This is a genomic window from Serratia sp. AR11 (assembly GCF_056376275.1).
This window is the reverse complement of record NZ_CM150739.1, coordinates 2,169,768-2,181,512: the sequence shown is the minus strand read 5'-3', so window position 1 is coordinate 2,181,512 and position 11,745 is coordinate 2,169,768. Positions and strand designations below refer to the sequence as shown.

Genomic DNA, 11,745 nt, shown 5'->3' with positions numbered 1-11,745 from the left:
GCCACAAAAAAGCCCGGTTTTTTTAAAACCGGGCTTTTCTTTGTCTTATGCTTTATACCGCATCTACCGCAGACTATTTTTCTGCTGTCTCTTCGTCTTTCACGTCTTGCATTGCATATGCCGCGCAGGCACGTTTATCGCCCCGCTCCAGCTCGGCCAAGGAATCCGCTACCGTGTAGCCCGCCAGCACGTTCAGCGATGCCTCTTCCGCTTCGTTCACCACCGACTTGAAATACCAGCAGGCGTTGGCACTGACCAGACAACGCGCCGGCCCTTCCGGTCGGGCGGCCCAAATGCGTTTATCTTCAATAACGGACAGATAGATATCTCGCAGGGTGATCTGCTCCGCCGGGCGGCCCAGGTGAATCGAGCCGTTACGGCCCAGGGTCGAAACGATGATGCCATTTTTGGTCAAGGGCACCATCAGCTTGCGGATAAAACTGGGGTTGGCTTCCAGACCGGCGGCAAGCACCGCGCTGGTCGAACGCACGCCCAGCTTCTCAGCCACGGCCACGCTAAGTACCATTTGCATTGCAGTCGGAAAGCGAAAATCTAACATGTTTTTATCTCTGTCTCCGGGAGACCAAATGCCTGGACTGGGCCGGTGCGAGATGACGCCATCACACCCACTCAACTGCACAATAATATAACAAACACTGTTGCACTATTGAAGGTATGCCCGGATAAATCGCACGGATACATTAGGTCGGAAATCACGTCAGAACTGGCCTGGGGATAAAATAGTGGGGATTAAGAATACAGAAACCCGCGTCAATATTAATGCCGCTCGCTTAACTGCGTTAAACGATCAGAACTAACACTGCCCGCGGGTTTAATTCTTGTCTGTTGATTAGGCTTTATTCAGCACCAGTTGACCGCTTTTATCCAGCGGGATCTGGGTGCCGGGATCGTGATCCATGCGGATCTTGCCCTGCTGAGTGCCAATCTTGTAGGTCACGTCGTAACCCAGCATTTTCTGTGATTTGTCGTAAACCGTTCTGCAACGCTGCTGCGTGCTGGTGGTGCTGTCGTTATTCTGCATCGCACCCTGCACCTGGTTACCGGCGTAACCGCCGCCCAAGGCACCCACCACCGTCGCCACATCACGACCGCGACCACCACCGAACTGATGACCAATAACGCCACCGGCTACTGCACCCAGAACCGAACCGGCAATGCGGTTCTCATCCTGCACTGGCGCACGGTGAGTGACGGTTACATTGCGGCATTCCTGACGCGGTGTTTTGATGGTTTCTTTGATCGGCGTTGCGGCAAGAACCTGCGCGTATTGCGGACCGGAAGAAAAAACATCAAGACTGGCCACCGCAGCAATACCCAGAGCGGCTGCAATACCAATACCCACACCGGCTAACATTGACTTGTTCACAGGAAATCCTCCTGAAAGTGTTACCACGCATTTGTACCGGGGATTTTACCGACATTGCACCGCGCTTATTATTTTGCGCATTGGCGGCACGTGGTATTCCGGTTTACGGCGTGCGCGACGCGCCGTCTGTAAACAAGATAAAGTCTGCACAATGTTCCAGAACCTCGCAATAAGACAATGTGACCAAAGATGCTGGAAATCGCCCTTACCCCCAGTGTTTAGGAGGAATCTTAAGATTTTTACCCATAATCACGGGACATTGTGCTGAACAATCAGCCCGAAACTGCCCTATCGCACGGGGACCGGCATAAAAAAACCCACGCGGGCGAACCGGCGTGGGTGGGTCGATCTCAGGAGACTGTCAGTGCATTTTCAACCGTGGGCGGATCACCCGGTTGATGCCACCGACCAGCATCATCAGGCCGGTTTTGATATAGCCGTGTAAAGCGACCTGGTGCATACGGTACAGCGAGATATAGACGAAGCGCGCAATGCGGCCTTCAACCATCATCGAACCGCGCATCAGGTTGCCCATCAGGCTGCCAACGGTGCTGAAACGGGACAGAGACACCAGCGAACCGTGGTCTTTATACACGTACGGCTTCAGCGTCTGGCCGTTCATCAGTGCCAGAATGTTGGTAAAGCAGCGGGATGCCATCTGGTGCGCCGACTGGGCGCGAGGTGGCACAAAGCCACCGCCCTCTTTCGGACAGGAAGCGCAGTCACCGATAGCGAAGATATTCGGATCGCGCGTGGTCTGCAGCGTAGGTTCCACCACCAGCTGATTAATGCGGTTGGTTTCCAGCCCGGCGATATCCTTCATAAAGTCCGGCGCCTTGATGCCGGCCGCCCACACCATCAAATCGGCATCGATAAATTCGCCGCCCTTGGTGTTCAGGCCGTTGGCATCCGCACTGGTGACCATGGTGTTGGTCAGCACGCGCACGCCCAGTTTATTCAGTTCCTGATGCGCGGCAGCGGAAATACGCGGCGGCAGTGCAGGCAGAATACGCTCGCCCGCTTCGACCAGGGTCACGTTCAGCGCGCTGTTGTCCAGGCCTTCAAAACCATAGCTGTGCAGTTGCTTCACCGCGTTATGCAGCTCTGCAGACAGTTCCACACCGGTGGCACCACCGCCGACGATGGCGATATTCACCCGCTCTTTTTGCCCTGGCTGTGCCGAGAACTTGAGGAACAGGTTCAGCATTTCGTTGTGGAAACGACGCGCCTGGTGGGGGTTGTCCAGGAAGATACAGTGATCTTTCACGCCGGCAGTACCGAAATCGTTCGAGGTGCTACCCAGCGCCATCACCAGGATGTCGTAAGGCAGTTCGCGTGCTGGAACCAGTTCAGCACCGTGCTCGTCGCAGATTTGCGCCAACTGCAGGGTTTGCGTTTCGCGATTAATGTTGGTCAGCGAACCCAGCTGGAAATTGAAAGAGTGATTGCGTGCATGTGCCAGGTAGCTCAGCGCGTCGACGCCGTCATCAAGGGAGCCGGTTGCTACTTCATGCAGCAAAGGTTTCCACAGATGGCTGTGATTGCGGTCCACCAGCGTGATTTCTGCTTTGTGCTTACGACCGAGTTTATGGCCCAGGCTGGTCGCCAGTTCCAGACCACCGGCACCACCGCCGACAATGACGATTTTTTTCTTTGGCGTTGTCAAAATAACCCCCTAAATGTGAACCAATTGTTACCTAAGGGTAAAGAAATAATATCCTTAGAATACATAGGGTTCGCTTAAAATAAACCTGCTATCTGAAGTCAGAATAGCATGTGGGGTTATTTGGTCATACCAAAATTGATGTACATCAAACTTTTTTGGTTAAAGCCTGGACGAAGCGAAATTTTGAGGATTGTGATTCAAATAGTTAGCGCGAGATCACAGTTTTAAATTTTGTCCCTCAACGGGAAAAACGGGGCTTTCAGGCAAAGAAATACCGCAATTCTTGTCTGTTCAGTACAATCATTGCGGCGCTTTCAGGGGTTATGAAACTGTTAAGGCAGGGTCTTGAATGCCTTGATGCGTTGCAGATGTGGCGACAGGTTTTTAAACTTGTGGGTCTGCTGTTCATCCCAGACAATTTCATAGTATTTGTGCAACAGTTCAGCACTGAGCTGGCTGTCCAGCACCTCGTCGTGGCGGGAAAGCACCGCCAGACAGCGATCGCGGTTTTTCTCACGGAAGTCCTCCACGCACTTGGTGGCGATATCGCGATACTCTTCCGGCCGGTCGATTTTGCCTTGCATATGTTGTTCAGGAGACAAATTGGGGTTGAAGATCACCTGGCGGATACCGCACAGAAAGCCGATACGTTCTGCCCAAAAACCCCCGAGGCCCACTCCGCAGATCAGCGAATGTTTGTCGCCTCCCTGCTGAACCGCCTTGTCCACTTCTTTCAACAAATGCTGCATGTCATGGCGTGGGTGCAAGGTGCTGTAACTGATAAAGCGTACGTCAGGATCGATAAACTGTAGCTGTAATACCTTTTCATGATTGCCGGGACTGGTGGAATCAAAGCCATGTAAATAGATAATCATCTGGATCCTCGCAACAAACGGAGGGCCGCGCCGCAGCCCTCATCATTTACGCCGCACTACGACGTCCTGGGTTCACCCGGCATTACGCTGTTTGTGCTCTTCCCAGCGTTCGCTGAGCGCATTCAGTTCTTTATGCGCCTGTTGCCAGCGCGCAGAATCACGCAGCTCCTGACGGGTGAACTGACCGCGATGATATAACCGCTTCACCCGCTCTGCTTTGACCGGGGACAGGTTATCCAGCACGCTGACCGCCCCGGCGCGGTTATTACACACCAGGATCATGTCACAACCGGCATCCAGTGCTGCCTGGCCGCGCTCGGCATAACTGCCCATAATCGCCGCCCCTTCCATCGACAGATCGTCCGAGAAGATAACGCCATCAAAGCCCAATTCCTGACGCAGGATCTGTTTTAGCCAGTAAGGCGATCCGCTGGCGGGACGTGGGTCTGCTTCAGTATAGATGACGTGCGCCGGCATCACGGCGTCGAGCAGCTGACGGTTAATCAATTCACGGAAGATCGCCATATCATGTTCGCGGATCTCAGCGAGCGGACGCGGATCGCGCGGGGTTTCTTTGTGCGAGTCCGCACTGACGGCACCGTGGCCAGGGAAATGCTTGCCGGTGGTTTTCATCCCGGCGCTGTGCATGCCCAGAATGAAGCGCTCTGCCATCGCCAGCGCCTGCTGCGGATCGCTGTGGAACGAGCGCTCGCCAATCGCCGCACTGACGTGGCCAATATCCAGTACCGGGGCAAAACTGATATCGATATCCTGCGCGATCATTTCCGCCGCCATCAACCAGCCCGCCTCCTGTGCCAGACGCCCGCCCTCATGCACTTCGTTTAATGCGGCGAATGACTGCGCCGCCGGCAGACGGGTGAAACCCTCGCGGAAGCGCTGCACACGGCCCCCTTCCTGATCCACCGCCACCACCAGCCTATCGTGAGAAGCCTCGCGGATTTGGCGTACCAGCTCGCGCAACTGTTGCGCATCGTGGAAATTGCGGGTGAACAAGATCAGGCCGCCCACCATCGGGTGTTTCAGGATCTCACGTTCTTCTGCGTCCAGCTCATAGCTGGCGACATCTAACATTACTGGGCCCACGGCCACCTCACTTCACTATTTATTCAGAACATGGGGATGTTAAACAAAAACGCCGGTGCAACACTGCGCCCCAGCGCAAAAATTCGGGATCGCCGGTTTGTTGCCAGCGCACTTCAAACCATAACAGCATCAGATAATCTACCCACGGCAACCAACGCTGCACCTGTGCGCTCAGTAAGGGTAAATTTGAGTAGCCGATGCGAGCATAATGCCGCAAAAATCGCAGTTGTTCGGCTGGCGGCCAGGCATTGCCGCGAAACAGTGCGGCGATGTCCAGCGCGATATCTCCGTCGGCCGCATACTCCCAGTCAATCAGCCGCAAGCCCTGGCCCTGTGCAATCAGATTGCCCGGATGAATATCCATATGCAGGGTGGCCAGTTTTAGCGGCGTTGGGGGCCGACGACGCAGAAAACGCTGATGTAACTTTAGCCAGGCGGGTGTCAGGCGTCGGGGATCCAACTGCTGCCAGTAGCGAGTAAACTGCCGATGCAGGCTCAGCGGGTAGCCACTGGGCGACCGTTGATGCAAACCGGCCATCAACTCAGCCAGATTGCCGCCCTCATTCAAGCGGGTAAAATCTGCCTCAGTGACAACGTCACCAGTGAGCCATTGCAAGATAATCCACTGATTATTCTGCACTAAAACCTGCGGCCCGATGTCCTTACCGACACGACACAGCACCCGCGCCTCACGCCGGCGACTGACGCCCAACGCGCTTTTCTCTGCGCTTTGCTGGCGAGCCAATAGCTGCACGCCCTCGCCTTCAATCCGCCAGCTTTCACCGGTCAGTCCCTGCACCGGGCTGAAACGACAACCGGCGGTTTTCACCGCCGGCAGTTCGTGCTCAATCAGTCTTCGCAGTGCGGCTTCAGTGTGTAACGGCGCCATTGCCTGACCAGACGATTTCACCGCTTTGCACCAGCATCAATTGCATATCCAGCGTAGGTGACTTCACATCACCACTGACGTCGCTGTACAGCACATACTGCGCGCTAACGATACGCGCCAGACCAATCGCCTTGCTGCGTGAACCCAGGCTGTCATCCGCCGACAGGCCCAGCGTCTGTTTGGCGGTGGCCAACTGCGCTTCCGGCACGATGGAGAAGGTTTGATTTGATGCCAAAGCCTTGTGCAGGGCGGAAGTCGCTTTCGCAGTCTGCAATGAACCGTTGGTGTTGTTCTTCACGCTGTCGAGCAGCAACACGCTGCCCGGATTAACGCCATCGGCTTTCAGCATCTGATTCACCAGCGGCTGTACGCTGCTCAGCCAATCGAGCTGCTGAATCTTTGGCGGTTGCGGCACCGGTTCGGTCACCGGCGGTTGCGGCTCTTCGACCACCGGCGGCGTCACCGGCTCAACGGTTACCGGCGGTTGTGGTTGTTCCGGCTCCGGTGGGCGCGACAGACACCCGGTTAACACCAACGCGGCCAGCGCGACAAATAGATACTTTTTCATTAATCCCTCTCTCAATGAACCAAGAGTTTACAAGAATAGATACAGGCGCACGCGCTTGGCATCGAGGTTGCCATTGAGCGAGTAAATGGTGGCGTCTGAATTTGGCGCAATAGTGATGGTGCGCGGCGCTTCAAAAGGCCGGATATCCAGCCCCTGATCGTCATACCAGTAGAAGCGATAGTGCACCGTGACCGGCGTTGGTTGACTGTTGCTGAGTTCCGAAGTCGCCATCACCCGCCCGGAAGCATTCGAAATCGACGGATTGTCTGCCAGAATGCCCGCGGTCAGCACCGGCGAATCCATCACTACCGTCTGGCGGTCGTTAACCGCAATGCCACGCGGGCTGCTACAGCCCATCAGTATGATGGCGGGTAACGTCAGCGCCATCAGACAACGCAGGGGTTTGCTATAGCGCATTATTTTCCTCGATTAGCGTGACAGCAGCGGCCCCAGGGAGCGGCCACCGACCAAATGCATATGAATATGATAGACCTCCTGGCCGCCATGGCGATTGCAATTGATAATCAGACGGTAGCCGTCTTCGGCGATGCCTTCCTGCTCGGCAATCCTGGCGGCGGCGGTGATCATGCGGCCCAGAGCGGCCTCGTGCTCAACAGTAACGTCGTTGATGGTGGGGATCAGCACATTGGGTACGATCAGAATATGGGTCGGGGCCTGAGGTGAAATATCACGGAAAGCGGTGACCAGTTCGTCCTGGTAGACCACATCAGCAGGGATTTCGCGGCGGATAATTTTACTGAAAATCGTTTCTTCGGCCATCTGGCGTTCCTTGTAGAGGAAAAAAAGCTGTACGCAGTATGAGTGACAAATTCTACTGCTTTCAACCTGATTGCGCACTTTCCGCGTTGAGTGATGCAGAATCAGACAACCGGTCAGGGAAATCGCGCCGCTGTCAGCGTTACCCGGTGGCATTCATCTGATTTTTTTCACTTTGGTTATTCACTAATGTTGCTTTACTTGCCTGTTGCCGCCGCCAATAGTAACCCTATGATTAAAAACGGATAGGTAACCACATGCGATGCAAAACCCTGGTACTGAGCGCACTGCTGCTGTGCGGCCATGTAGCGGCTGAAACCAAAAGCATTATTGACCTGCAGGCTAATCAGCAACATTTGCGTGCAGCGAAAAACCCGGCCGCGGTGGCACTGATCCCGGCGAATTACCCTTTTGCCGTGCCGGGCAAGCTGACCGTAGCGGTAGCGTCTGAAAACTCCCCGCCGCTGGCGCTGTTTGCCGAAGACAATAAAACGCTGATTGGCAGCGACCCGGATATTGCACAACTGGTGGCGGACAGCCTGGGGCTGGAACTGAATCTGGTGCCCACCTCCTGGGAGGACTGGCCACTCGGGATCAGTTCGGGCAAGTACGATGCCGCCATTTTCAATATTGCCGTCACCAAACTGCGCAAGACCAAGTTTGATTTTGCCACCTACCGCGTGGATACGCTGGGGTTTTATGTGAAATCCACCAGCAAAATCACCTCAATCAACCAACCTGCGGACATTGCCGGGCTGCGGGTTATTGTCGGCTCGGGAACCAATCAGGAAAATATCCTGCTTGGCTGGGATAAACAGAACCGCGCCAACGGCCTGGCGCCGGTGCAACCGATTTATGTCACCGACGATGCCGCCGCCAATCTGAGCATTCAGTCCGGACGCGTCGACGCCTACTTCGGCCCCCACTCCACCGGCGCTTACAAGGCGGCACTGACCGGCAAAACCAAAATGGTCGGCATTGGACCGAATGTGGCCTATGTGGCGGTGACCACCAAAAAGGATAACGGTCTGGTTGCGGCCATCAATGCCGCCATCAATGGGGTGATCGCCAGCGGCGAGTACGGCCAGGTGCTGGACCGTTGGGGCGAGCGCGATGAGAAGGTCCCTCGCTCTACCATCAACCCGCCGGGCATTGGCGACTAATCTTCTATCAACTGGGGTGCGTGTGTGCGCATCCAGTTGGCCAACGAGTCGAGCGTCGGGCGCAGCGTTTTGCCCAGCGGCGTAATCTGGTATTCAACACGCGGCGGGACTTCCGGGAACACCTGTCGCGTGACCAGGCCGCGCTGTTCAAACTGCCGCAGTTGGCGTGTCAGCTCTTTCTGGGCGATCGGTGCCACGGCACGCTGCAGCTCGCTGAAACGCACCGGGCTGTCGATCAATATCAGTCGGTAAAGGATCGGGATCGCCCATTTCCCCGCCACCAGATTCACAAAGCCCACCATTGGGCAAGGTTCGCCCGCGGCCGGTAACACCGCTAAATTTTTTTCCGCTGTCGAACGCCCTGCATCGGTCATTTCATCCCACCTTGTCCCTTAGTATCCAAAAGGTGCCTACTATGCAAAAGGTACTATAGCGCAAATAATGCCTGCATCGACAACAAACGGGAGTGGGCTATGTCACGACTTAAAGGTAAATATGCGTTGATCACCGGCGGCACCAGCGGTATTGGTCTGGAAACTGCGCGTCAGTTTATTGCCGAAGGTGCCACCGTGGCGATCACCGGCCGCAGCCAAAGTGGTCTCGATGCGGCGGGGGCAGCTCTGGGCAAGGTTCTGTTGTTGCGCAGCGATGCCGGGGATATTGCTGATCAGCGTAGTTTGGCACAGCAGTTGGCCAGCCATTGGCCGCGTCTCGATGTGCTGTACATCAACGCCGGCGACGTCACCCACCACCCGTTGCAGGAATGGGATGAGCAGAGCTATCAGCGGCTGATGGATATCAATCTCAAGGGGCCGTTCTTTCTGATCCAGTCATTGTTGCCACTGTTGGCCAATCCGGCGTCGATTATTTTGTGTGGCTCGGTCAGCGCACATATTGGCCTGCCATTAAGCAACGTTTACGCCGCCAGCAAAGCCGGCCTGCTGTCGCTGGCCAGAACGCTGTCCGGTGAATTGCATCCGCGCGGTATCCGGGTTAACGGCCTCAGCCCCGGCCCGACAGAAACCCCGGCGCTGGGCAAGCTCGGGTTGAAGGATGCCGATGAGCAAGCACTGCGCGACGAGATCCGTGCACTGGTACCGATTGGCCGCATGGGTACGGCGCTGGAATTAGCCAAGGCGGCGGTGTTTTTGGCGTCTGACGAGTCCGCCTTTATGGTCGGCAGTGAGTTGTTGATCGACGGCGGCGTGGGGAATTTGTAGCAGTGATGGTTTGGACGTCAAGCCGTGACAGCAACGACTGCACGGCTTGTCAGTTAACCCAGACCGGGGATAGCAACGCCGAAAGTCTGCAGCAGCAACACCATATTGAGAAAAAGAATAATCACCGTCCCGATGATTGACACCAGACTGGTCAGGCGACTGTTGACAAATTCGCCCATAATGTCGCGACGGCGGGTGAACATCACCAGAGCAATCATCGGCGCCGGCAGCGCCAGGCTCAGCACCACCTGGCTGTAAACCAGTGCATCCGTGGCATTAACCCCTAACGCGACCACGATGAACGCCGGGATCATGGTCACCATGCGGCGTACCCATACCGGAATGCGGAAACCGACAAAGCCCTGCATGATCATTTGGCCCGCCATGGTGCCCACCACCGAGCTGGAAATCCCGGAGGCAATCAGCGACATCAGGAAGATACCGGCGGCAGCGGCACCAAACAGTGGCGTCAGCGTATGATAAGCGGTACCGATCTCAGCCACATCGCTATTACCGGCATGGAAGGCGCTGGAGGCCATAATCACCATGGCGATATTCACCATCCCGGCGATAGACAGTGCAATCACCACTTCAATATTGGAAAAACGCAGCAGTTTACGGCGCTCGCCGCTGTCACTGGCCGGCGCACGGTGCTGGGTCAGCCCCGAGTGCAGGAAGATGGCGTGCGGCATCACGGTGGCACCAATGATACCGACGGCAATGGTCAACGCCTGTGCATCCGGCAACTGCGGCGTGACCATGCCCATGCCCGCTGCCGCCCAATCGACCGGCACGATAAACATCTCGACCAGATAACACAGGGCAATCACCGCGACCAAGCCGCCGATCATCAGTTCTACCGGACGGAAACCTTTCTTCTCCACCATCAGCAAGGCATAGGTGATCACCGCCGTCACCCCCATGCCTGGCAGCAGCGGCATATTGAACAGTAACGCCAGCGCTATCGCACCGCCGAGAAACTCCGCCAGATCGGTAGCCATTGCCGCCACCTCACTGAGCAACCACATGCCAATGACTACCGGACGAGAAAATTGATCGCGGCACATTTCCGCCAGATTGCGGTTGGTGACGATACCCAGCTTGGCCGACAGCGCCTGAAACAGCATGGCGATCAGGTTCGCCATCACCACCACCCATAACAGGCTGTAGCCGTATTTCGAACCGGCCTGAATATTGGTGGCGAAATTACCGGGGTCCATATAAGCAATAGAGGCAATCACTGCAGGGCCGGCGAACAGTAACGGCGTGAATGCACCACGCTTACGCCCGGCAAGTGCGTTACCAATTGCCGTATTGGTTCGTTCGGTTAACGATGTGGTGGTTGCCGCATCACGCATGATTTACCCTCAATCTTTTTCTGGTTATTTTTCACCCAACACTCACAGCAATGTAGCATCGGCTACACTTTATGCAAAATGGAATATTAACTGCCTTTGTGTACAAATATTTCTTATTGTCATCGAATACGCCAGTCGAATTGATAATGCGTCGTCTTTGGACTAACTTATGGCGGAACTGCATTAACCTGCAACTTACTGGTTTATCGTTTAAAGGACGTCTCAGACTATGGCAACAAGCGCACCAGACGACGCAGAACGCCCCGTGGTGGCTGAAATGCCGGACGAGGCTGAACATGCCCTGCGCTTCACCCGCGCTCGTGAGGCGCAATCCAATGCGCTGATCGAGGACTATGTTGAGCTGATTGCCGACCTGCTGGTCACCACCCGCGAAGCCAGAACCACGGATATCGCCAAACGCTTTGGCGTATCGCACCCTACCGCGATCAAAAACATCGCCCGGTTGAAAAGTGCCGGTCTGGTGGAGTCACGCCCTTATCGTGGGGTTTTTCTGACCGAGGAAGGTGAACAACTGGCGCAGAAGGTACGGCGTCGCCACCGGATTGTGGTTGATCTGCTGGTTTGCCTCGGCGTACCGAATGAAACGGCGGAGCTGGACAGCGAAGGGATTGAACATCACATTTCTAGCGACACCCTGGCGGTGTTTGAACAATATTTGCAAAAGCACGCAGTAAAATAAATCCTCACCAATAAAAAAGGGAGGCTTTCGCCTCCCTT

General features: G+C 55.5%; 14 protein-coding genes. 3 read left to right on the top strand and 11 right to left on the bottom strand.

Annotated elements, in window-relative coordinates:
- Window positions 1-73 precede the first annotated feature (73 nt).
- The 9 genes from ACSOSI_RS10365 to hinT all read right to left on the bottom strand — a co-directional run bounded on the left by ACSOSI_RS10365 (window position 74) and on the right by hinT (window position 7,269).
- Entirely contained in the window at window positions 74-559 is a 486-nt protein-coding gene (locus ACSOSI_RS10365) for an RrF2 family transcriptional regulator (protein WP_012006352.1), read from the bottom strand.
- A gap of 291 nt (window positions 560-850) precedes the next feature.
- Window positions 851-1,387 carry a glycine zipper 2TM domain-containing protein gene (locus tag ACSOSI_RS10360; protein WP_012006351.1) on the bottom strand — a complete coding sequence of 179 codons (537 nt, stop codon included), beginning with the start codon at window positions 1,385-1,387 and terminating at the stop codon, window positions 851-853.
- Window positions 1,388-1,748: 361 nt separating this feature from the next.
- On the bottom strand, window positions 1,749-3,053 hold the full coding sequence (locus ACSOSI_RS10355; protein WP_012006350.1) for an NAD(P)/FAD-dependent oxidoreductase: 1,305 nt from the start codon (window positions 3,051-3,053) through the stop codon (window positions 1,749-1,751).
- 332 nt (window positions 3,054-3,385) lie between these two features.
- Complete coding sequence (gene ycfP, locus ACSOSI_RS10350) at window positions 3,386-3,928, bottom strand: alpha/beta hydrolase YcfP (protein ID WP_017892435.1); 543 nt, start codon at window positions 3,926-3,928, stop codon at window positions 3,386-3,388.
- A 72-nt stretch (window positions 3,929-4,000) separates the two neighbouring features.
- The gene (gene nagZ, locus ACSOSI_RS10345; RefSeq protein ID WP_261129394.1) at window positions 4,001-5,020 is read right to left on the bottom strand and encodes a beta-N-acetylhexosaminidase; all 1,020 of its coding nucleotides are present in this window, start codon (window positions 5,018-5,020) and stop codon (window positions 4,001-4,003) included.
- A 31-nt stretch (window positions 5,021-5,051) separates the two neighbouring features.
- Window positions 5,052-5,921: a phosphotransferase gene (locus ACSOSI_RS10340; protein WP_476707014.1), complete on the bottom strand. Its 870-nt coding sequence runs from the start codon at window positions 5,919-5,921 to the stop codon at window positions 5,052-5,054.
- Window positions 5,902-6,489 (bottom strand): penicillin-binding protein activator LpoB, encoded by a 588-nt coding sequence (gene lpoB, locus ACSOSI_RS10335; RefSeq protein WP_012006346.1) that lies wholly within the window; start codon window positions 6,487-6,489, stop codon window positions 5,902-5,904. Before lpoB ends, ACSOSI_RS10340 begins: the two co-directional genes overlap by 20 nt.
- A gap of 27 nt (window positions 6,490-6,516) precedes the next feature.
- Window positions 6,517-6,906, bottom strand: coding sequence for a YcfL family putative periplasmic lipoprotein (locus tag ACSOSI_RS10330; RefSeq protein ID WP_012006345.1), 390 nt, complete (start codon window positions 6,904-6,906; stop codon window positions 6,517-6,519).
- Window positions 6,907-6,918: 12 nt separating this feature from the next.
- Window positions 6,919-7,269, bottom strand: a complete 351-nt coding sequence (hinT, locus tag ACSOSI_RS10325; RefSeq protein WP_026142310.1) for a purine nucleoside phosphoramidase — start codon at window positions 7,267-7,269, stop codon at window positions 6,919-6,921.
- A 254-nt stretch (window positions 7,270-7,523) separates the two neighbouring features.
- On the opposite strand from hinT, the gene ACSOSI_RS10320 reads away from it, so the two are divergent.
- Window positions 7,524-8,429 carry an ABC transporter substrate-binding protein gene (locus ACSOSI_RS10320; RefSeq protein WP_259188635.1) on the top strand — a complete coding sequence of 302 codons (906 nt, stop codon included), beginning with the start codon at window positions 7,524-7,526 and terminating at the stop codon, window positions 8,427-8,429.
- Here ACSOSI_RS10320 and ACSOSI_RS10315 read toward each other — a convergent pair.
- Window positions 8,426-8,803: a winged helix-turn-helix transcriptional regulator gene (locus ACSOSI_RS10315; protein ID WP_115182672.1), complete on the bottom strand. Its 378-nt coding sequence runs from the start codon at window positions 8,801-8,803 to the stop codon at window positions 8,426-8,428. The genes ACSOSI_RS10320 and ACSOSI_RS10315 overlap by 4 nt on opposite strands.
- Window positions 8,804-8,902: 99 nt before the next feature.
- Here ACSOSI_RS10315 and ACSOSI_RS10310 point away from each other — a divergent pair, with 99 nt between their 5' ends.
- The gene (locus tag ACSOSI_RS10310; RefSeq protein WP_218216192.1) at window positions 8,903-9,649 is read left to right on the top strand and encodes an SDR family oxidoreductase; all 747 of its coding nucleotides are present in this window, start codon (window positions 8,903-8,905) and stop codon (window positions 9,647-9,649) included.
- 53 nt (window positions 9,650-9,702) lie between these two features.
- Here the strand turns inward: ACSOSI_RS10310 and ACSOSI_RS10305 are convergent, their stop codons facing one another.
- A complete protein-coding gene (locus tag ACSOSI_RS10305) occupies window positions 9,703-11,007 on the bottom strand; it encodes an Nramp family divalent metal transporter (protein ID WP_129939770.1) in 1,305 nt (434 codons plus the stop codon).
- 229 nt (window positions 11,008-11,236) lie between these two features.
- On the opposite strand from ACSOSI_RS10305, the gene mntR reads away from it, so the two are divergent.
- Entirely contained in the window at window positions 11,237-11,707 is a 471-nt protein-coding gene (gene mntR / locus ACSOSI_RS10300) for a manganese-binding transcriptional regulator MntR (protein WP_012006339.1), read from the top strand.
- Window positions 11,708-11,745: the final 38 nt, after the last annotated feature.